We start from the raw sequence: 20828 nt of genomic DNA, 5'->3' as shown, positions 1-20828 counted from the left end.
CGCCGTACGAGCCCTGCCCGTGCGGTTCTGGCCGCCAAGTATTCGTCGATCCTCAAGACCGTCACCTCTCGCATTCAAGGCGAGGGGCGCAGGAGGCACCGTGCTCACCGCGTTCGCCCGAGCGTTCAAGACGCCCGACCTGCGCAAGAAGCTGCTGTTCACATTGGGCATCGTGGTGCTCTACCGGATCGGCGCGCATGTCCCGGTCCCCGGGGTGAACTACGCGAACGTCACGACCTGCATGAAGCAGGCCGGCGGCAACAGCGGGTTGTTCGCCCTGGTGAACATGTTCAGCGGTGGTGCGCTGCTGCAGATCACGATCTTCGCGCTGGGGATCATGCCGTACATCACGGCGAGCATCATCCTCCAGCTGCTGACTGTGGTGATTCCGCGGCTGGAAGCCCTCAAGAAAGAGGGGCAGTCCGGGCAGGGGAAGATCACCCAGTACACCCGCTATCTGACCGTGGCGCTCGCCATCCTGCAGGGCACCGGCCTGGTGGCCACCGCCCGCAGTGGTGCGCTCTTCCAGAGCTGCCCGGTCGCCAGCGAGATCGTGCCCAGCGACTCGATCTTCACCACCATCACGATGGTCATCACGATGACCGCCGGCACCGGCCTGATCATGTGGCTCGGTGAACTCGTCACCGACCGCGGTATCGGCAACGGCATGTCGATCCTGATGTTCATCTCGATCGCCGCCGGCTTCCCGGGCGCGCTGTGGCAGATCAAGCTCACCGGCAAGCTGGCCGACGGCTGGATCGAGTTCTTCGCGGTGATCGCGGTGGGCCTGGCGATGGTCGCCCTGGTGGTCTTCGTCGAGCAGGCTCAGCGGCGCATTCCGGTGCAGTACGCGAAGCGGATGATCGGCCGCCGGTCCTATGGCGGTACGTCCACGTACATCCCGCTCAAGGTGAATCAGGCGGGTGTGATTCCCGTCATCTTCGCGTCATCGCTGCTCTACATTCCAGCCCTCGTTGCACAGTTCAGCGGGTCGAAGGCGGCATGGGCGACGTGGATCGCCACCAACTTCACCAAGGGAAATCACCCGGTTTACATCGTTACGTACTTCCTGCTGATCGTGTTCTTCGCCTTCTTCTACGTCGCCATCAGCTTCAACCCCGAAGAAGTTGCCGACAACATGAAGAAGTATGGTGGCTTCATCCCGGGTATCCGGGCTGGTCGCCCGACGGCCGAGTACCTCAGCTACGTGCTCAACCGGATCACGTGGCCGGGCTCGCTGTACCTGGGGCTGATCGCGCTCGTACCAACAGTGGCGTTGGTGCTTTTCAACGCGAACCAGAATTTCCCGTTCGGCGGGACGAGCATCCTCATCATCGTGGGTGTGGGCCTGGAGACCGTGAAGCAGATCGAGAGCCAGCTTCAGCAGCGCAACTACGAAGGGTTCCTCCGCTGATGCGAATCGTCCTCGTCGGACCCCCGGGGGCCGGCAAGGGTACGCAGGCTGCGTACCTTGCCAAGAACCTCGAGATCCCGCACATCTCCACGGGGGACCTGTTCCGCGCCAACATCAGCCAGGGCACACCCCTCGGCCGCGAGGCGAAGTCGTACATGGACGCCGGCAATCTGGTGCCCGACTCGGTCACCATCGCGATGGCCGAGGACCGTATGGAACAGCCCGACGCGGCCAACGGTTTTCTCCTGGACGGCTTCCCGCGCAACCTTGGCCAGGCCAAGGCGCTGGACGAGTACCTCAAGGACAAGGGCCTCAAGCTGGACGCCGTCCTGGACCTGGAGGTCCCGGAGGACGAGGTCGTCAAGCGGATCGCCGGCCGGCGTATCTGCCGCCGCGACAGCAGTCATGTCTTCCACGCCGAGTACAACAAGCCGGAGCGCGAGGGTGTCTGCGACACCTGCGGCGGCGAGCTGTACCAGCGGGACGACGACCGCGAGGAGACCGTGCGCAAGCGGCTGGAGGTCTACCACACGGAGACCGAGCCGATCATCGACTACTACAAGGACCAGGACCTGGTCGTCACCATCCCGGCAATGGGCAAGGTCGACGAGGTCACCCGGCGGGCCATGGCGGCCCTGCCGTCCCGGGACGCGTAGCACCGCACGGCTTCCGATACGGCCGCGGTCCCCGCAAGGGGTACCGCGGCCGTATCGTGTACGGGGCGGTCGTGATGGCCGCCGGACAAGCGTTGTAGTCGGTTCAGGAAGGCGCCAGCCGTAATGGTGGAGATCAAGACCCCCGAGCAGATCGCGAAGATGCGCGAGGCGGGGCTGGTGGTCGCCGCCATTCACGCGGCGACCCGGAAGGCCGCGGTGCCCGGCGCCACGACCAAGGACCTGGACGACGCGGCACGCAAGGTGCTCGCCGAGCACGGAGCGAAGTCGAACTTCCTCGGTTACGGCGGCTTCCCCGCGACGATCTGCACCTCGGTCAACGATGTCGTGGTCCACGGCATCCCCGACACCGAGACGGTGCTGCAGGACGGCGACATCATCTCCATCGACTGCGGCGCGATCATCGACGGCTGGCACGGCGACGCGGCGTACACCGCCTTCGTCGGGTCCGGTCACTCGGCGGAGCTGGTCGAGCTGAGCCGGGTCACCGAGGAGTCGATGTGGGCGGGCATCGCGGCGGTCGCCAAGGGCAACCGGCTGGTCGACATCTCCAAGGCGATCGAGGGCTACATCCGCCGCCAGCCGCGGCCGGCCGGCGGTAAGTACGGCATCGTCGAGGACTACGGCGGCCACGGCATCGGCTCGCAGATGCACATGGACCCGCATCTGCTGAACTACGTCGACCGCAAGCGCGGCCGCGGCCCGAAGCTGGTGCCCGGCTTCTGCATCGCCATCGAGCCGATGGTCAATCTCGGCACGGCCAAGACCCACGTCCTCGACGACGACTGGACGGTCAAGTCGAACGACGGCAGCTGGTCCTCGCACTGGGAGCACTCGGTCGCGCTGACCGAGGACGGCCCGCTGGTGCTGACCGCGCCGGACGGCGGCAAGGCCAAGCTGGCCGAGCTGGGCATCACCACGGCGCGCGACCCTTCCGCTTAAGGGTCAGGGGAGCCCGCCCCACCGCCTGAGCCGACCGCTCCGGAGAGGGCGATGGCGTAATGATCTCCCAGGGTGGGCAATAATCCTGGATTCGTCTTTTCCTAGGCACTGGCGTAGACTGACGCGTCGGCTCTCGTGCATCCGTATGCCCTCTTGGTTGAGGGCGAGGTGCGGGAGTGTCGATCAAGGTAGCCGATTCGAAGGGCGAAGCGTGGCCAAGAAGCAAGGTGCCATCGAAATCGAGGGCACCGTGATCGAGTCCCTCCCGAACGCCATGTTCAAGGTGGAGCTCCAGAACGGTCACAAAGTCCTCGCGCACATCAGCGGCAAGATGCGGATGCACTACATCCGTATCCTCCCGGATGACCGGGTCGTGGTGGAGCTTTCTCCGTACGACCTGACGCGTGGCCGGATCGTCTACCGCTACAAGTAGATCTTGTCGGCGCCCCGCTCCCGTGGGGTGACGGCACTGACCCGGAGAACCTCACATCCCATGAAGGTCAAGCCGAGCGTCAAGAAGATCTGCGACAAGTGCAAGGTGATCCGCCGTCACGGCCGGGTCATGGTTATCTGCGACAACCTGCGCCACAAGCAGCGCCAGGGCTGACGCACGCCGACCACCTGCATTTCGCAGTTTTCGCGCGACGCAATCACATACGTACATACGCAGTCACCCGACCCCCGCATCACTCGCGTGGGGACGACACCCCCGGCTCGGAGGCCGGGGACCCGGCTCGTAATTCTGCAGAGTCTTACGGGAACGGTGCTGCGGAAGACCTCCGAATAGCCATCAGGAGCCACATCAATGGCACGCCTCGCAGGCGTTGATCTCCCGCGCGAAAAGCGTGTGGAGGTCGCCCTCACCTACGTCTTCGGTATCGGGCGGACGCTGTCGCAGCAGACCCTCGCCGCCACCGGCGTGGACCCGAACACCCGTGTTCGCGACCTGGCTGAGGAAGACCTCGTCAAGATCCGCGAGTTCGTGGACAACAACCTCAAGACCGAGGGTGACCTCCGTCGCGAGATCCAGGCCGACATCCGCCGCAAGGTCGAGATCGGCTGCTACCAGGGTCTGCGTCACCGCCGCGGTCTGCCGGTGCACGGTCAGCGCACCAGCACGAACGCCCGTACCCGCAAGGGTCCGCGTCGCGCGATCGCCGGCAAGAAGAAGCCGGGCAAGAAGTAGTCCTCAGCAGGACGCTCATCAGCGGTCTTCGCTGTAGGACCGACCACCTCCACGGGAGTAATGAATGCCTCCGAAGGGCCGTACGGCCGGCGCCAAGAAGGTGCGCCGCAAGGAGAAGAAGAACGTTGCCCACGGGCACGCTCACATCAAGAGCACGTTCAACAACACGATCGTTTCGATCACGGACCCCACGGGCAACGTGATCTCTTGGGCCTCTGCCGGCCACGTCGGCTTCAAGGGCTCGCGCAAGTCCACCCCCTTCGCCGCGCAGATGGCCGCCGAGTCGGCCGCCCGCCGCGCGCAGGAGCACGGCATGCGCAAGGTCGACGTCTTCGTCAAGGGTCCCGGCTCCGGCCGTGAGACCGCGATCCGCTCCCTCCAGGCCACCGGCCTCGAGGTGGGTTCGATCCAGGACGTCACCCCCACTCCGCACAACGGATGCCGCCCGCCCAAGCGCCGCCGCGTCTGACCAGCTGAAGTAGGAGACAAAACAATATGGCGCGTTACACCGGGGCCGACTGCAAGCGTTGCCGTCGGGAGAAGCAGAAGCTCTTCCTCAAGGGGAGCAAGTGCGAGAGCGCAAAGTGCCCGATCGAGATTCGTCCTTACCCCCCGGGTGAGCACGGTCGCGGGCGCACCAAGGACAGCGAGTACCTGCTCCAGCTTCGTGAGAAGCAGAAGTGCAGCCGTATCTACGGTGTCCTTGAGAAGCAGTTCGTGAACTACTACAAGGAAGCGAACCAGAAGACCGGCAAGACCGGTGAGAACCTTCTGCGCATCCTTGAGACTCGTCTCGACAACGTGGTCTACCGGGCCGGCTTCGCCAAGTCCCGCGACCACGCCCGTCAGCTGGTCCGTCACGGACACATCACTGTGAACGGCCGCAAGACCGACATTCCGTCGGCTCGGGTGGCTGCGAACGACATCATCGAGGTCCGCGAGAACTCTCGGAACCTGACCCCGTTCGCGGTGGCGCAGGCCGAGGCGGGCGACAGGACCGTTCCGGCCTGGCTGGAAGCGATTCCGTCGAATCTCCGGATTCTCGTGCACAGCATGCCCGAGCGCCAGGTGATCGACACCCAGGTGCAGGAGCAGCTGATCGTTGAGCTCTACTCCAAGTAAGAGCTGACCGGTGGGGGCGGTACGGAGCCAATGGCGCCGTGCCGCCCGTACCCTTGTCAGTACAGCGGGCGTCAAATAGCGGGCGTCCACGACTGAAGGATCGAACACCATGCTGATTGCTCAGCGTCCCTCGTTGACCGAAGAGGTCGTCGACGAATACCGCTCCCGGTTCGTGATCGAGCCGCTGGAGCCGGGCTTCGGCTACACCCTCGGCAACTCCCTGCGTCGTACCCTCCTGTCCTCGATTCCGGGTGCGGCGGTCACGTCCATCCGCATCGACGGTGTCCTGCACGAGTTCACCACCGTGCCGGGCGTCAAGGAGGACGTCACCGACCTCATCCTCAACATCAAGCAGCTGGTCGTCTCCTCGGAGCACGACGAGCCGGTCGTGATGTACCTGCGCAAGCAGGGCCCCGGCCTGGTCACCGCTGCTGACATCGCCCCGCCGGCCGGTGTCGAGGTGCACAACCCGGACCTGGTCCTCGCCACCCTCAACGGCAAGGGCAAGCTGGAGATGGAGCTGACCGTCGAGCGCGGTCGCGGCTATGTCTCCGCCGTCCAGAACAAGCAGGTGGGCCAGGAGATCGGCCGTATCCCGGTCGACTCCATCTACTCGCCGGTGCTCAAGGTCACGTACAAGGTCGAGGCGACCCGTGTCGAGCAGCGCACCGACTTCGACAAGCTGATCGTCGACGTCGAGACCAAGCAGGCCATGCGCCCGCGTGACGCCATGGCGTCCGCCGGTAAGACCCTGGTCGAGCTGTTCGGTCTGGCGCGTGAGCTCAACATCGACGCCGAGGGCATCGACATGGGCCCGTCCCCCACGGACGCCGCCCTGGCCGCCGATCTGGCGCTGCCGATCGAGGAGCTGGAGCTCACGGTCCGCTCGTACAACTGCCTCAAGCGTGAGGGCATCCACTCCGTGGGTGAGCTCGTGGCGCGCTCCGAGGCCGATCTGCTCGACATCCGCAACTTCGGTGCGAAGTCGATCGACGAGGTCAAGGCGAAGCTGGCCGGCATGGGCCTGGCCCTCAAGGACAGCCCGCCCGGATTCGACCCGACCGCCGCCGCCGACGCCTTCGGCGCGGACGACGACGCGGACGCCGGGTTCGTGGAGACCGAGCAGTACTGAGTTTGTCCGTCTGGGGTCCGGGCCGTGTCCCGGGCCCCAGATGTGTGATCTTCCGCGGGGCGCCCGCCTCGTGGGAACTGACACCGGTACCTGATACGGCCGGTGCAGCAAAGAAGGAGAAACACCATGCCGAAGCCCGCCAAGGGTGCCCGTCTGGGCGGCAGCGCTGCGCACGAGCGTCTGATGCTGCGCAACCTGGCCACCGCGCTCTTCGAGCACGGCCGCATCACGACGACCGAGGCCAAGGCCCGTCGTCTGCGTCCGTACTCGGAGCGTCTGGTGACCAAGGCGAAGAAGGGCGACCTTCACAACCGCCGTCAGGTCATGCAGCTGATCTCGGACAAGAGCGTCGTGCACACGCTCTTCACGGAGATCGCCCCGCGGTTCGAGAACCGCCCGGGTGGCTACACCCGCATCACCAAGATCGGTAACCGTCGTGGCGACAACGCGCCCATGGCTGTCATCGAGCTGGTGGAGGCGCTGACCGTGGCCCAGCAGGCCACCGGTGAGGCCGAGGCCGCGACCAAGCGTGCGGCCAAGGACGCGGAGGCGGCCGAGGCCGCCGAGGTGACCGAGGAGTCGAAGGACGCCTGAGTCCTGCCTTGCGTGAGCGGGTCCGCCCTTCGGGGCGGGCCCGCTTTCGTGTGCGCGGGCGGGCTTCGGCGGGTGGGGGCGGGTCCGCTGTGACCACGGGTTTCGCCCGTGCGGAAGGACTGCCCACGGTGTGAGGGAGGATTGCTGTCGTGAGTGACGAAGTGGAGCCCGGGTTCGTCCGGGTGCGGATGGACCTTTCCTACGACGGAAAGGACTTCTCCGGGTGGGCGAAGCAGGCCGGTGGCCGGCGGACCGTGCAGGGGGAGATCGAGGACGCGCTGCGGACGGTGACCCGGTCCGGACAGACGTATGAGCTCACCGTGGCCGGGCGGACGGACGCGGGGGTGCATGCGCGGGGGCAGGTGGCGCACGTGGACCTGCCGGAGGCGGTGTGGGCCGAGCACCGGGACAAGCTGCTGCGGCGGCTGGCCGGGCGGCTCCCGAAGGATGTGCGGGTGTGGCGGCTGGCCGAGGCGCCGTACGGGTTCAATGCGCGGTTCTCGGCGATCTGGCGGCGGTATGCGTACCGGGTGACCGATCACCACGGGGGCGTGGATCCGCTGCTGCGCGGCCATGTGCTGTGGCACGACTGGGAGCTGGACGTCGACGCCATGAACGAGGCCTCGCGGCCGCTGCTGGGGGAGCACGACTTCGCGGCGTACTGCAAGCGGCGGGAAGGCGCGACGACGATCCGTACGCTGCAGGAGCTGAGCTGGACGCGCGGGGCGGACGGGATCATCACGGCGACCGTGCGGGCGGATGCCTTCTGCCACAACATGGTGCGGTCGCTGGTGGGGGCGATGCTGTTCGTCGGCGACGGGCACCGGCCGGCGGAGTGGCCCGGGAAGGTGCTGGCTGCCGGGGTACGGGACTCCGCCGTCCATGTCGTACGGCCGCACGGGCTGACGCTGGAGGAGGTCGGCTACCCGGCCGATGAGCTGCTGATGGCGCGCAACCAGGAGGCGCGGAACAAGCGGACGCTGCCCGGGGGCGGCTGCTGCTGAGCGGGGGCCGGACCGGCTTCGGTGGTGGCGCCGCCGGGAAGGGCGGCGCCACCGAAGGCGGTCAGGACTTGCCGGCCTTCTTCCGGGCGTCCCTCAGCTGCTGCTCGGCGACCTTCGCGGCCTGGTCCTTGCCGCGCTGGGTGATCTGGCTGAACGCATAGGCGCCGCCGTCCCGGGCGATCTGCCGGGCCTTGGTCTCGGCGCCGGTGACGTCCTTGCCGTTGAGGTAGCCGGCGATCGTGAAGTAGGCGTAGCGGCCGGTGGCGTTGGTCGCCATCCGGCACTTCGTGCCCTGGCAGAAGTCCGCGGGGACGCCACCGCCGGGCAGCGGCATGAGGTTGGCCTTGTTCTCGTTCATGACCTTGGCGGCGTTGGCGGGCGAGTCGAAGACCGCGATGCCGATGGTGACCGCGACGCCGCCCTTGGCGTACGTGGCGCGCAGCAGCTGCCTGCAGCCGTTGTGGGACAGCGAGGAAACGAGCGGTCCCTGGGCGGCGGCGGTGCAGTCCTTGGCGGTGGCGGTCTTGGTGCGCGGATAGGTGTGCTCGCCGACGATCATGCTCTTCTGCGGGAAGAGGGTGGCCGGGGTGAGCGGCGCCCTGTCCTTCTTGGGGTCGGAGATGTAGTCCCGCGGGTTGGGCGGGGGCGGCACGGAGACGTCGGGGAAGGACGGCTTGTCGTCCGGCCCCGCGGCCTGGTCGGACGCCGTGGGCGACGCCGTCGGTTTGCCGCCCGACGAACCGCCGCCGCCGGCCATGACGGCGACGCTGACGATGCCGGCCACCGCGAGGACCGCCAGCACTCCGCCGCCGATCCACAGCCGGCGTTTGTGGCGGGACTGCGCCTCGCTCTCCTCGGCGAGTGCACCCCAGTCCGGAGTGGACGACGAAGAACCCCCGGGGCCGTCGAACGGCCCCCCTTGCCCAAAGCTCATGCCGCGCATCCTAATGGGGTTGGTGGAACGCTTGGAGGCCGGTCACAATCCCGTCCATGGGACATCTTGAGGCCGGACATCTGGAGTACTACCTGCCGGACGGGAGGGTCCTGCTGGGAGATGTGTCCTTCCGGGTGGGGGAAGGCGCGTCGGTGGCGCTGGTGGGAGCCAACGGGGCGGGCAAGACGACGCTGCTGCGGCTGATCGCGGGGGAGCTGCAGCCGCACGGCGGGGCGGTGACGGTCAGCGGCGGGCTGGGCGTGATGCCGCAGTTCGTGGGATCCGTACGGGACGAGCGCACGGTGCGTGACCTGCTGGTCTCCGTGGCGCAGCCGCGGATCAGGGAGGCGGCGGCCGCGGTGGACGCCGCCGAGCTGGCGCTCATGACCGCCGATGACGAAGCCGCGCAGATGACCTATGCCCAGGCGCTCAGCGACTGGGCCGAGGCGCGCGGCTACGAGGCGGAGACGGCCTGGGACATCTGCACGACGGCGGCCCTGGGGATGCCGTACGAGAAGGCGCAGTGGCGGCAGGTGCGCACGCTGTCCGGGGGCGAGCAGAAGCGGCTGGTGCTGGAGTCGCTGCTGCGCGGCACGGACGAGGTGCTGCTGCTGGACGAGCCGGACAACTATCTGGATGTGCCGGGCAAGCGGTGGCTGGAGGAGCAGCTGCGGGCGACCCGTAAGACGGTGTTGTTCGTCTCGCACGACCGGGAGCTGCTGGCCCGTGCCGCGGAGAAGATCGTCAGCGTCGAGCCGGGGCCCGCGGGCTCCGACGTATGGGTGCACGGCGGGGGCTTCGACACCTACCACGACGCGCGCAAGGAGCGCTTCGCCCGCTTCGAGGAGCTGCGGCGGCGCTGGGACGAGAAGCATGCGCAGCTGAAGAAGCTGGTGGTCTCGCTGCGGCAGGCGGCCTCGGTCAGCCATGAGCTGGCCTCGCGCTATGCGGCGGCGCAGACCCGGCTGCGGAAGTTCGAGGAGGCCGGGCCGCCGCCGGAGCCGCCGCGCGAGCAGGACATCACCATGCGGCTGCGCGGCGGGCGCACCGGCGTACGGGCGGTCACCTGTGAGGGCCTGGAGCTGACCGGCCTGATGAAGCCGTTCGACCTGGAGATCTTCTATGGCGAGCGGGTCGCGGTCCTCGGCTCCAACGGCTCCGGGAAGTCCCACTTCCTGCGCCTGCTGGCCGGGGACGAGCAGAACCCCGTCCCGCACACCGGGGCGTGGAAGCTGGGGGCCAGGGTCGTCCCCGGTCACTTCGCGCAGACCCACGCCCACCCCGAGCTGCTGGGCCGCACCCTGCTCGACATCCTGTGGACCGAGCACGCCAGGGACAAGGGGCAGGCCATGTCGGCGCTGCGCCGCTACGAGCTGGAGAAGCAGGCCGAGCAGCGCTTCGAGCGGCTCTCCGGCGGCCAGCAGGCACGCTTCCAGATCCTGCTGCTGGAGCTGTCCGGCACGACCGCCCTGCTGCTCGACGAGCCGACGGACAACCTGGACCTGGAGTCGGCGGAGGCGCTGCAGGAGGGCCTGGAGGCGTACGAGGGGACGGTGGTGGCGGTGACGCACGACCGGTGGTTCGCGCGGTCCTTCGACCGGTTCCTGGTGTTCGGCTCGGACGGGAGGGTCCGGGAGACGACGGAGCCGGTGTGGGACGAGCGACGGGTGGCGCGGGAGCGGTAGGGCGCGCCGGTGGTGTCCGGGGGCGGTGGCGCTGTCCGGGGCGGCGGCGCGCCGGTGGCGGCCCCGGGAGCGCCGGCGGCGCATCGGCGCTGGTGCGCCGGTGACGCCTGAGACGGTGCGGGTGGGTACCGTGTGGCGGCCGATACCCTCGGTGACCGGGGAGGCGTCGGCGGGCCGATACCGCACGCCGGTTCGGGGGGCGTTTTGACCCCACCGGGGCCGGGCCGGTATTCTGCCTGTTCGTTATGCGTATTGGCTTGCTCTATCTCACGTGAGGGGGCCCTTACGCGGTCCATCGGGCCGATGACCAGCGACGGACGATCGGGTTGCGTCACCCGTAGTGCCGCTCCTGCTGGTGTGATCGATCGTGGTGACCAGTACAGGACCCTTCCCCCAGGTCTCACGGCCAGGGGATACCCCACCTCTGAAGAAGCGAAGGCTAACCGTGCGTACGTTCAGCCCCAAGCCCGGCGATGTCCAGCGCCAGTGGCACATCATTGACGCGCAGGACGTTGTCCTGGGCCGTCTGGCCAGCCAGGCCGCGTCCCTCCTGCGGGGTAAGCACAAGCCCGTTTACGCGCCGCACGTTGACATGGGCGACTTCGTCATCATCGTCAACGCCGACAAGGTGCACCTGTCCGGCAACAAGCGGTCCCAGAAGATGGCTTACCGCCACTCGGGCTTCCCGGGTGGTCTGCGCTCCGTCCGCTACGACGAGCTGCTCGACAAGAACCCCGAGAAGGCCGTCGAGAAGGCCATCAAGGGCATGCTCCCCAAGAACACCCTCGGCCGTCAGATGCTCTCGAAGCTGAAGGTCTACGCGGGCGCCGAGCACCCGCACGCTGCGCAGCAGCCGGTCCCGTTCGAGATCACCCAGGTCGCGCAGTAAGTCCGGCCACCCCCTAAGACGACAGAGAATTCTGAGGAGCATCGTGGCCGAGACCACTCCCGAGACCGTCATCGAGAACGACGACGCCGTCGAGGAATACACCACTGAGACCGAGGTCGTGGAGTCGGAGTACACCTCCGAGTCCCTCGCCTCCCGCTTCGGCGACCCGCAGCCGGCCGCCGGCCTGGGCCGTCGCAAGAACGCCATCGCCCGCGTCCGGATCGTTCCGGGCACCGGCCAGTGGAAGATCAACGGTCGCACCCTTGAGGGCTACTTCCCCAACAAGGTGCACCAGCAGGAAGTCAACGAGCCCTTCAAGGTGCTCGAGCTCGACAACCGCTACGACGTTGTCGCCCGCATCTCCGGCGGCGGCATCTCCGGCCAGGCCGGTGCGCTGCGCCTGGGCGTGGCCCGTGCGCTGAACGAGGCGGACGTCGACAACAACCGCGGCGCGCTGAAGAAGGCCGGGTTCCTCAAGCGTGACGACCGTGCGGTCGAGCGCAAGAAGGCCGGTCTGAAGAAGGCCCGTAAGGCGCCGCAGTACAGCAAGCGCTAACCGCGCGCGCTGCACCATGCAGCTCTTGGCGAACGCCCCGGTGGCACCATTCCGTGCTGCCGGGGCGTTCGGCTATCCGGGACCAGGGGCGTATACCTGGACTTAATGCTCTGGTCCAAGCTCATCTACTCGGAGGACACCAGTGGGACGACTCTTCGGCACGGACGGTGTGCGCGGCGTCGCCAATGCGGATCTGACGGCGGAGCTGGCGCTCGGTCTGTCGGTCGCTGCGGCGCATGTACTCGCCGAAGTGGGCACCTTCGAAGGTCACCGGCCGGTGGCGGTGGTCGGACGCGATCCACGCGCGTCCGGGGAGTTCCTGGAGGCCGCGGTCGTCGCGGGCCTGGCCAGCGCCGGCGTGGACGTGCTGCGGGTGGGTGTACTCCCGACCCCGGCGGTCGCGTATCTGACCGGCTCGCTCGGCGCGGACCTCGGAGTGATGCTCTCCGCCAGCCACAACCCGATGCCCGACAACGGCATCAAGTTCTTCGCCCGCGGCGGCCACAAGCTCGCCGACGAGCTGGAGGACCGCATCGAGAAGACCTACCGCGCACACAGCTCCGGTGAGCCCTGGGAGCGGCCGACCGGCGCCGGCGTGGGCCGAGTCACCGTCTACGACGAGGGCTTCGACAACTATGTCGCGCATCTCGTCGGCGTCCTGCCCAACCGTCTGGACGGGCTGAAGATCGTCATCGACGGTGCCCACGGTGCGGCGGCGCGGGTCTCGCCCGAGGCCTTTGCGCGGGCCGGCGCCGATGTCATCACGCTCGGCACCGACCCCGACGGCCTGAACATCAACGACGGTTGTGGCTCCACCCACCTCCAGCTGCTGCGTGCGGCCGTCGTCGAGCACGGCGCCGACCTCGGCGTCGCCCACGACGGTGACGCGGACCGCTGCCTGGCCGTGGACCACGAGGGCAACGAGGTCGACGGTGACCAGATCCTGGCCGTCCTCGCCGTCGGGATGCGCGACGAGGGGATGCTGCGCAAGAACACCGCCGTCGCCACCGTGATGTCCAACCTGGGCTTCAAGCTCGCCATGGAGCGCGAGGGCATCGACCTCGTCCAGACCGCGGTCGGCGACCGGTACGTCCTGGAGGAGATGAAGGCGCACGGCTTCGCGCTGGGCGGTGAGCAGTCCGGGCACGTGATCGTGCTGGACCATGCCACCACCGGTGACGGCACCCTGACCGGTCTGATGCTGGGGGCCCGGGTCGCCGCGACCGGCCGGACGCTGGCCGAGCTCGCGGGCGTCATGGAGCGGCTGCCGCAGATCCTCATCAACGTCCCCGACGTCGACAGGTCGCGGGTGACCAGCTCTCACGAGCTGACCGCGGCGGTCGCCGAGGCGGAGCACGAACTGGGCGCCACCGGCCGGGTGCTGCTGCGGCCGTCCGGCACGGAGCCGCTGGTGCGGGTGATGGTGGAGGCCGCGGACATCGAGCAGGCGCGGGCGGTGGCCGAGCGGCTGGCCGACGCGGTGAAGTCGGCGCTGGGCTAGACCCTGACCTTCCGGCCCTGCCCGGCGGCGGCCCTGTCCGGCGTCGGGCAGGGCCGTTGTCGTTGCCGGCCCTTGCTAGTGCGGTCGCGGCCCGGTGCCGTGCCGGGCCCACAGCAGCTTCTGGGTGGTCAGCGTCAGGGTGCCCGCCAGAAGGATGCCCACGAGGTTCAGCAGCAGCTGTTCCATGGAGTGCCAGGCCTGGCCGTACTCCTGGTAGCCGAGCGCGACCGCGGCGTTGGCGGCGGCCGGGACGGTGGTCACGGAGATCGCCACTCCGACCAGGGCGCCCGACTTCGCGGACGTCAGTGACAGCACCCCGGCGATACCGGCGAGCACGGCGACGACGAACGAGAACCAGTCGGGCCGGTAGATGAAGTTGGTGTTCGGCCGGTCGGCCGCCAGGTCCTCGGCGTGGAAGAGGCCCACCGCGTCCATGAAGAGGCTGAAGCCGACCGTCACCACCATCGCCACCGCGAACCCCACGAGCAGCGCCACCAGGGAGCGCCAGGCCAGCCGTGGGGCCCGCCGGACGAGCGCGGTGCAGACACCGGCGAGCGGGCCGAACTCCGGGCCCACGGCCATCGCGCCGACGATCAGGATCGCGTTGTCGAGGACCACACCGCAGGCCGCGATCATCGTGGCGACCGTCAGGAACGCCAGGTAGGTCGCGGAGAGGGTGGACTCCTCGTGGGTGGCCTCGGTCAGCGACTCCCACAGCACGGCGTCGACGCCCTCGCCGGGGGCGTCGTCCGCAGCCCGGTCGGCCTGCCGGGACAGCGACAGATCGATGTTCTCCAGCGCGATCGAACCGGTCTGGTCCAGCTCCATCGCCCGGAGGCGGGCCAGCAGACCGTCGGCGGCCTCCCGTGCGACATCGCACATCACGACATCGCCCTGCGGGTCGCGGGCCGCCCCGGTCAGCACCACCAGATGGGTCGCTCCGACGGTCGTCTCCAGCAGCCGGAACACCTCGTCCGTACGGTCCGCGGGGACGATCAGGCGTAGATGCAGCACGGCGGGCGACTCCCTAGAGCTTGCGCAACGACAGCCGCTGCACCTTGTGGTCAGGACCCTTGCGCAGCACCAGGTTGGCGCGGCCGCGGGTGGGGGCGACGTTCTGTTGCAGGTTGGGCTTGTTGACGGTGCGCCAGATCATGCGGGCGTAGTCGAGGGCCTCGTCCTCGGAGACCTGGGTGTACTTGCGGAAGTACGAGAACGGGTTCTGGAAGGCCGTCTCGCGCAGCTTGCGGAAGCGGCCGAGGTACCACTTCTCGATGTCCGCGGTGCGGGCGTCGACGTAGACGGAGAAGTCGAAGAAGTCGGCGAGTCCGAGGCGGGTGCGGCCGTCCTTGCCGGGCAGCGCCGGCTGCAGGACGTTCAGGCCCTCGACGATGAGGATGTCCGGGCGGTGCACGGTCAGCCGCTCGCCGGGCACGATGTCGTAGATCAGGTGGGAGTAGACGGGCGCGGTGACCTCGGCCTTGCCGGACTTCACATCGGCGACGAAGCGGGTCAGCGCCCGCCGGTCGTACGACTCCGGGAAGCCCTTACGGGACATCAGGCCGCGGCGGTGCAGCTCGGCGTTGGGGAAGAGGAACCCGTCGGTGGTGACCAGCTCGACCCGCGGATGCTCGGGCCAGCGGGCCAGCAGCGCCTGCAGCAGCCGCGCGGTGGTGGACTTCCCGACCGCCACGCTGCCCGCGACCCCGATGACGAACGGGGTGCCGGGCTGGGGGCCGCCGCCCACGTCGCCGAGGAAGGTGTTCAGCGCGCCACGCAGGTTGCTGGTGGCGCCGACATAGAGGTTGAGGAGCCGGGACAGCGGGAGGTAGACATCGCGTACCTCGTCGAGGTCGATGACATCGCCCAGGCCCCGCAGTCGTTCGACCTCGTCGGCCGTCAGGGGCAGCGGGGTCTTCTCCCGCAGGGCACTCCACTGTGCGCGCGTCAGATCGACGTACGGAGAGCTGTCGGCGCGGCGTCGTTGCTGCGGATCGGTCGTCAGGGGCACGCGCCCATTGTGCGCAGCTGCCACACGCCGTTCATCTCGGGGTGCCCCGGCCGGGGCCTCCGGCGAGCGGCTTGTGGACGTCGGGGCGGGCTTGGGTGTTTCTCACCCCGGCTGTCTGTACCCGAGGGATTTTGCCCGGTACGGTCGGCGGCGGGGAGCGGCCCGACTGCGGGCCGTGGACGAATCAGGGGGTGCGTGTGCGAGCGCGTAGGGCCGGTCTGCTGGGACAGCGGCCGTGGGGGAGAACGGGAAGCGCGACCGGCGGCCGGGGGGCGGATGCCGCAGCGGACGGATTCGCCGCGCGGGTGTACGCCGAGCTGGCGGAGGAACTGCCGGACGAGGATCTGGGGGAGGACCTCGCCGATTTCCTGGAGCGTTATGAGCCGGGCGGCGGTCCCGGGGCGGACGCGGAGGCGGACGAGGAGTTCCTGGAGACGGTGCGTGAGGCGCACCACCGGATAGCGCGAGGGTATTGATCGGCCCGCGGCGTACGCTGCCTTCATGTGCGGAATCGTGGGATATGTGGGCGGGCAGAGCGCCCTTGACGTCGTCCTGGCCGGGCTGAAGCGGCTGGAGTACCGCGGCTATGACTCGGCGGGTGTCGCCGTGCTGGCCGATGGCGGGCTGGCAGCGGCCAAGAAAGCCGGCAAACTCGCCAATCTGGAGAAGGAGCTGGCGGACCGTCCGCTGCCGGCCGGCTCGACCGGTATCGGGCACACCCGGTGGGCCACCCACGGTGCCCCCACCGACGAGAACGCCCATCCGCATCTGGACAACGCCGGCCGGGTCTCCGTCGTGCACAACGGCATCATCGAGAACTTCGCCGGCCTGCGCGCCGAACTCACCGACCGCGGGCACGAGTTGACGTCCGACACGGACACCGAGGTCGTGGCGCATCTGCTCGCCGAGGCCTACTCGTCCTGCGGTGAGCTGGCCGAGGCGATGCGGCAGGTGTGCGGGCTGCTGGAGGGCGCGTTCACGCTGGTCGCGGTGCACGCCGATGAGCCGGACGTGGTGGTCGGGGCGCGCCGGAACTCGCCGCTGGTGGTGGGGGTCGGGGACGGCGAGGCGTTTCTCGCCTCGGATGTGGCGGCGTTCATCGCGCACACCCGTGAGGCGATCGAGCTGGGCCAGGACCAGGTCGTGGAGCTGCGCCGGGACGGGGTGACGGTCACCGACTTCGACGGCGCGCCCGCGGAGGTACGCGAGTACCACGTCGACTGGGACGCCTCGGCCGCCGAGAAGGGCGGCTACGACTACTTCATGCTCAAGGAGATCGCCGAGCAGCCGAAGGCCGTGGCGGACACCCTGCTGGGCCGGATCGACGCCTCGGGGGTGCTCTCCCTGGACGAGGTGCGGATCCCGCCCGCGGTGCTGCGCGAGGTCGACAAGGTCGTCATCGTGGCGTGCGGGACGGCGTACCACGCGGGGATGATCGCCAAGTACGCGATCGAGCACTGGACCCGGATCCCCTGCGAGACCGAGCTGGCCAGCGAATTCCGCTACCGCGACCCGATCCTGGACCGGCACACGCTGGTCATCGCCATCAGCCAGTCCGGCGAGACCATGGACACCCTGATGGCGCTGCGCCATGCGCGCGAGCAGGGCGCGAAGGTGCTCGCCATCTGCAACACCAACGGCTCGACCATCCCGCGGGAGTCGGACGCGGTGCTGTACACGCACGCCGGGCCCGAGGTCGCGGTGGCCTCCACGAAGGCGTTTCTGACCCAGTTGGTGGCCTGTTACCTGGTGGCGCTGTACGTCGCGCAGGTACGGGGCACGAAGTGGGGCGACGAGATCCGGGCCGTGGTGCGCGAACTGGCGGCCATCGGCACCCAGGTCGAGCAGGTGCTCGGGACGATGGAGCCGGTACGGGCGCTGGCGCGCTCCCTCGCCGACAAGAACACCGTGCTGTTCCTCGGCCGGCACGTGGGCTATCCGGTGGCGCTGGAGGGCGCGCTGAAGCTCAAGGAGCTCGCGTACATGCACGCCGAGGGCTTTGCGGCCGGGGAACTCAAGCACGGGCCGATCGCGCTGATCGAGGACGATCTGCCGGTGGTGGTGGTCGTGCCGTCGCCGCGCGGCCGCTCCGTACTGCACGACAAGATCGTGTCGAACATCCAGGAGATCCGGGCCCGGGGCGCACGGACGATCGTGATCGCGGAGGAGGGCGACGAGACGGTGGTGCCGTACGCCGATCACCTCGTGCGGATTCCGCGGACGCCGGTGCTGCTGCAGCCGCTGGTGTCCACGGTCCCGCTGCAGGTGTTCGCCTGCGAGCTGGCCACCGCCCGCGGCAACGAGGTCGACCAGCCTCGCAACCTCGCCAAGTCGGTGACGGTGGAGTGATCATCGGGGTCGGGATCGATGTCGCCGAGATCGAGCGCTTCGGCGCGGCGCTGGAGCGTACGCCGGAGCTGGCGCAGCGGCTGTTCATCGAGGAGGAGCTGATGCTGCCCAGTGGTGAGCGTCGCGGCATCGCCTCGCTGGCGGCGCGGTTCGCCGCCAAGGAGGCGGTGGCCAAGGCGCTCGGGGCACCGGGCGGGCTGCACTGGACCGATGCCGAGGTGTACGTCGAGGACAGCGGGCAGCCGCGGCTGCGGGTGCGCGGGACCGTCGAGGCACGCGCGAAGGAGCTCGGGGTCCGTACGTGGCACGTATCGCTGAGCCATGACGCGGGGGTCGCCTCCGCCGTGGTGATCGCCGAGGCGTGAGGCCCCTGCGGCGCCCGCCCCCGCTCGCCGGTGGGCGGGCGCCGTCTTTGCGGGGAGGGGGAAATCCCCCGCACCCCGCGGGCGAGGGGCGAGACTTGTCGGTATGAGGACTGCCTACAGCGTGGAGACCGTGCGGGCCGCGGAGCGAGAGCTCATGGCCCGGTTGCCCGAAGGGGCCCTGATGCAGCGGGCGGCGGCCGGACTGGCCGTTGCCTGTGCGGAGTTGCTGGGGCGGGTGTACGGCGCCCGGGTGGTGCTGCTGGTGGGCAGCGGCGACAACGGCGGGGACGCGCTGTACGCCGGTGCCCGGCTGGCGCGGCGGGGAGCCGGGGTGGTGGCGGTGCTGCTCTCGCCCGAACGGGCCCACCAGGGCGGGCTCGCCGCGCTGCGGGCGGCCGGGGGGCGGGTCTCGGCCGATGCGCGGGGGGACATCGCGCGGGCCGATCTGGTCGTGGACGGGATCGTCGGGATCGGAGGGCGGGGCGGGCTGCGCCCGGAGGCGGCACAACTGGCGCGTGCGGCGTGGGAGTCGGCGCCGGTGGTGGCCGTCGATCTGCCCAGTGGTGTGGATGCGGACAGCGGTGAGGTGCGCGGGGAGGCCGTACGGGCCGATGCGACGGTGACGTTCGGGGCGTACAAACCGGGGCTGCTGATCGATCCGGCGCGGGAGCGGGCGGGGGCGCTGCGGCTGGTGGACATCGGGCTCACGCTGCCGGAGGAGGCCGAGGCGGAGGCGCTGCAGCATGCGGATGTGGCGGATCTGCTGCCGCGCCCGGCGCCCGAGAGCGACAAGTACCGGCGGGGCGTGGTCGGGGTGGTCGCCGGGTCCGCGCGGTATCCGGGGGCGGCGGTGCTCGCGGTGGCGGGTGCGTTGCGGGGCGGCGCGGGGGCCGTGCGCTATGTCGGGCCGGCCGCCGAGGCGGTGCTGGCGCACTTTCCGGAGACGCTGGTGCATGCCGGGCCGCCGGACAAGGCGGGCCGGGTGCAGTCGTGGGTCATCGGTCCCGGCATCGGCGAGGAATCGGACGCGCTGGACGAGGTGCTGGCCGCGGAGGTTCCGGTGCTGGTGGACGCGGACGGGCTGCGGTTCCTGACGCCGCAGCGGGTCGCGGAGCGCACGGCCGAGACCCTGCTGACGCCGCATGCGGGGGAGGCCGCCGCACTGCTCGGACGCGGACGCGAGGAGGTCGAGGCGGCACGGCTGGCATCCGTACGGGAGTTGGCGGCGCGGTACGGCGCCACGGTGCTGCTCAAGGGCTCGACGACGCTGGTGGCGGAGGCGGACGGGCCGGTGCGGATCAACCCCACGGGGACCAGCTGGCTGGCGACGGCCGGGAGCGGGGACGTGCTGTCGGGGGTGACGGGGTCGTTGCTCGCCGCGGGACTCACCGCGCGTGACGCGGGGTCGGTCGGCGCCTATCTGCACGGGCTGGCGGCCCGGCAGGCGGCCGGGCCGGCCGGCGCGCCGATCCTGGCCTCGGACGTTGCGGGCCATCTGGCCGCGGCCTGGCGGGATGTGACGGGCTGACAGAAACAAACCGGCCGGCGTTACGCCCGGCGGGGGAATGGGGCGGGCACCAGGGCGAACCTGGCGGTCGGCGGGCGGTACGTCCGCGTGGCCACGGCATGCGTGAGGGCATGAAACGCACTCTTCCGGCGCTGCTGGTCTGCGCCTCGCTGCTCGTCGTCGCCGGGCCGCCCGCGGTGGCCGTGGCACCGTCGCCCGTCTCGCGCGCGGTTGCCGAGCCCGTCTCGTACGCGGTCTCCGGCCTGGTTCCCGGTGTCCCGCGCGAGACGCCCGGCCGGGCACCGGCGCGCGGGACGCAGCGGCACATCGAGTACGTGCCGCAGTCCGAGGTGGTGCACCACGGCACCAGGTCGGTGGCGTGCAGCCGGTCCACCGGGCCCTACCAGCGGCAGACGGAGCGCTATCTGCGGCGGGAGGTGGACGGGCGGCAGAGTGTGGGGGACTGCCGGGCGATCCGGCGGTTCCAGCAGGCGCACCGCATTGTGCCGGCGTCCGGATTCGCGGGGTCGGTCACGGGGGCGATGGTGCGGCTGATGCGGGCCAAGAAGGACCCCAACCGGGCCGGTCACTGCCCCGACCGTCGCGAGCGGACCGTGTGTGTCGATCTGAACCGGCAGCTGCTGTGGGTGCAGCAGGACGGGCGGGTGATCTTCGACCCGGTGGCGATCCGCTCCGGTGCGCCGACGATGGAGACCCGTACGGGTACGTACCGGATCTATCTACGGCACAGAAGGCACATTTCCAACCTTTACCACACGCCCATGCCGTTCGCGCAGTTCTTCGACCGCGGGGAGGCACTGCATGCCGTCTACGACGACATCTATCAGGGGCCCGGCTCGCACGGCTGCGTCAACCTCACATGGACGGATGCGCAGAAGCTGTGGGATCTGCTGAAGAAGCAGGACATCGTGTACGTCTGGGGGCGGAAACCCGGCGTGTGAG

Annotated in this window: 23 protein-coding genes; 20 read left to right on the top strand and 3 right to left on the bottom strand. The window is 69.4% G+C overall.

Annotated features, from left to right (window positions below; translation table 11 throughout):
• The first annotated feature begins 100 nt into the window (after nt 1-100).
• The 11 genes from secY to truA all read left to right on the top strand — a co-directional run bounded on the left by secY (nt 101) and on the right by truA (nt 8068).
• On the top strand, nt 101-1414 hold the full coding sequence (gene secY, locus ACGFWI_RS14975; protein ID WP_393906525.1) for a preprotein translocase subunit SecY: 1314 nt from the start codon (nt 101-103) through the stop codon (nt 1412-1414).
• Entirely contained in the window at nt 1414-2070 is a 657-nt protein-coding gene (locus ACGFWI_RS14970) for an adenylate kinase (protein WP_393906378.1), read from the top strand. The genes secY and ACGFWI_RS14970 overlap by 1 nt, the downstream gene beginning before the upstream one ends.
• Before the next feature lie 123 nt (nt 2071-2193).
• Entirely contained in the window at nt 2194-3030 is an 837-nt protein-coding gene (gene map / locus ACGFWI_RS14965; protein WP_393906377.1) for a type I methionyl aminopeptidase, read from the top strand.
• 211 nt (nt 3031-3241) lie between these two features.
• Nucleotides 3242-3463: a translation initiation factor IF-1 gene (infA, locus tag ACGFWI_RS14960; RefSeq protein ID WP_003956442.1), complete on the top strand. Its 222-nt coding sequence runs from the start codon at nt 3242-3244 to the stop codon at nt 3461-3463.
• Between the two features lie 60 nt (nt 3464-3523).
• Complete coding sequence (rpmJ, locus tag ACGFWI_RS14955) at nt 3524-3637, top strand: 50S ribosomal protein L36 (protein ID WP_003956441.1); 114 nt, start codon at nt 3524-3526, stop codon at nt 3635-3637.
• 198 nt (nt 3638-3835) lie between these two features.
• Entirely contained in the window at nt 3836-4216 is a 381-nt protein-coding gene (rpsM, locus tag ACGFWI_RS14950) for a 30S ribosomal protein S13 (RefSeq protein WP_168479930.1), read from the top strand.
• Nucleotides 4217-4280: 64 nt separating this feature from the next.
• Nucleotides 4281-4685 (top strand): 30S ribosomal protein S11, encoded by a 405-nt coding sequence (gene rpsK / locus ACGFWI_RS14945; protein ID WP_004571845.1) that lies wholly within the window; start codon nt 4281-4283, stop codon nt 4683-4685.
• Nucleotides 4686-4711: 26 nt separating this feature from the next.
• On the top strand, nt 4712-5338 hold the full coding sequence (rpsD, locus tag ACGFWI_RS14940) for a 30S ribosomal protein S4 (protein WP_393906376.1): 627 nt from the start codon (nt 4712-4714) through the stop codon (nt 5336-5338).
• Between the two features lie 109 nt (nt 5339-5447).
• Nucleotides 5448-6470, top strand: a complete 1023-nt coding sequence (locus tag ACGFWI_RS14935; protein WP_003956430.1) for a DNA-directed RNA polymerase subunit alpha — start codon at nt 5448-5450, stop codon at nt 6468-6470.
• Between the two features lie 126 nt (nt 6471-6596).
• Nucleotides 6597-7064 carry a 50S ribosomal protein L17 gene (rplQ, locus tag ACGFWI_RS14930; RefSeq protein ID WP_393906375.1) on the top strand — a complete coding sequence of 156 codons (468 nt, stop codon included), beginning with the start codon at nt 6597-6599 and terminating at the stop codon, nt 7062-7064.
• Nucleotides 7065-7213: 149 nt separating this feature from the next.
• Entirely contained in the window at nt 7214-8068 is an 855-nt protein-coding gene (gene truA / locus ACGFWI_RS14925) for a tRNA pseudouridine(38-40) synthase TruA (protein WP_393906374.1), read from the top strand.
• A gap of 61 nt (nt 8069-8129) precedes the next feature.
• Here the strand turns inward: truA and ACGFWI_RS14920 are convergent, their stop codons facing one another.
• Nucleotides 8130-9002: a hypothetical protein gene (locus ACGFWI_RS14920; RefSeq protein ID WP_393906373.1), complete on the bottom strand. Its 873-nt coding sequence runs from the start codon at nt 9000-9002 to the stop codon at nt 8130-8132.
• A gap of 56 nt (nt 9003-9058) precedes the next feature.
• Here ACGFWI_RS14920 and ACGFWI_RS14915 point away from each other — a divergent pair, with 56 nt between their 5' ends.
• The 4 genes from ACGFWI_RS14915 to glmM all read left to right on the top strand — a co-directional run bounded on the left by ACGFWI_RS14915 (nt 9059) and on the right by glmM (nt 13633).
• Nucleotides 9059-10687 carry an ABC-F family ATP-binding cassette domain-containing protein gene (locus ACGFWI_RS14915; RefSeq protein WP_393906372.1) on the top strand — a complete coding sequence of 543 codons (1629 nt, stop codon included), beginning with the start codon at nt 9059-9061 and terminating at the stop codon, nt 10685-10687.
• 445 nt (nt 10688-11132) lie between these two features.
• Complete coding sequence (gene rplM / locus ACGFWI_RS14910) at nt 11133-11576, top strand: 50S ribosomal protein L13 (RefSeq protein ID WP_393487445.1); 444 nt, start codon at nt 11133-11135, stop codon at nt 11574-11576.
• Nucleotides 11577-11619: 43 nt separating this feature from the next.
• Entirely contained in the window at nt 11620-12132 is a 513-nt protein-coding gene (gene rpsI, locus ACGFWI_RS14905; RefSeq protein WP_018090882.1) for a 30S ribosomal protein S9, read from the top strand.
• Nucleotides 12133-12274: 142 nt separating this feature from the next.
• The gene (gene glmM / locus ACGFWI_RS14900; RefSeq protein WP_393906371.1) at nt 12275-13633 is read left to right on the top strand and encodes a phosphoglucosamine mutase; all 1359 of its coding nucleotides are present in this window, start codon (nt 12275-12277) and stop codon (nt 13631-13633) included.
• 75 nt (nt 13634-13708) lie between these two features.
• Here the strand turns inward: glmM and ACGFWI_RS14895 are convergent, their stop codons facing one another.
• Together ACGFWI_RS14895 and coaA are read right to left on the bottom strand one after the other, a co-directional pair.
• Nucleotides 13709-14647, bottom strand: a complete 939-nt coding sequence (locus ACGFWI_RS14895; protein ID WP_393906370.1) for a DUF389 domain-containing protein — start codon at nt 14645-14647, stop codon at nt 13709-13711.
• A gap of 13 nt (nt 14648-14660) precedes the next feature.
• Nucleotides 14661-15644 (bottom strand): type I pantothenate kinase, encoded by a 984-nt coding sequence (gene coaA / locus ACGFWI_RS14890; protein ID WP_393906369.1) that lies wholly within the window; start codon nt 15642-15644, stop codon nt 14661-14663.
• A 197-nt stretch (nt 15645-15841) separates the two neighbouring features.
• Here coaA and ACGFWI_RS14885 point away from each other — a divergent pair, with 197 nt between their 5' ends.
• From ACGFWI_RS14885 to ACGFWI_RS14865, 5 genes are all read left to right on the top strand, one after another.
• The gene (locus ACGFWI_RS14885; RefSeq protein ID WP_393906368.1) at nt 15842-16120 is read left to right on the top strand and encodes a hypothetical protein; all 279 of its coding nucleotides are present in this window, start codon (nt 15842-15844) and stop codon (nt 16118-16120) included.
• Nucleotides 16121-16145: 25 nt separating this feature from the next.
• Complete coding sequence (gene glmS, locus ACGFWI_RS14880) at nt 16146-17993, top strand: glutamine--fructose-6-phosphate transaminase (isomerizing) (RefSeq protein WP_393906367.1); 1848 nt, start codon at nt 16146-16148, stop codon at nt 17991-17993.
• The gene (locus ACGFWI_RS14875) at nt 17990-18358 is read left to right on the top strand and encodes a holo-ACP synthase (protein WP_393906366.1); all 369 of its coding nucleotides are present in this window, start codon (nt 17990-17992) and stop codon (nt 18356-18358) included. The genes glmS and ACGFWI_RS14875 overlap by 4 nt, the downstream gene beginning before the upstream one ends.
• 103 nt (nt 18359-18461) lie before the next feature.
• Nucleotides 18462-19886, top strand: a complete 1425-nt coding sequence (locus ACGFWI_RS14870; RefSeq protein WP_393906365.1) for an NAD(P)H-hydrate dehydratase — start codon at nt 18462-18464, stop codon at nt 19884-19886.
• Nucleotides 19887-19996: 110 nt separating this feature from the next.
• Nucleotides 19997-20827, top strand: a complete 831-nt coding sequence (locus tag ACGFWI_RS14865) for a L,D-transpeptidase (RefSeq protein ID WP_393906364.1) — start codon at nt 19997-19999, stop codon at nt 20825-20827.
• Nucleotide 20828: the final 1 nt, after the last annotated feature.

The organism is Streptomyces sp. NPDC048434 (assembly GCF_043200375.1).
Classification (GTDB): Bacteria; Actinomycetota; Actinomycetes; order Streptomycetales; family Streptomycetaceae; genus Streptomyces.
This window is presented reverse-complemented; position numbering and strand designations above follow the sequence as displayed.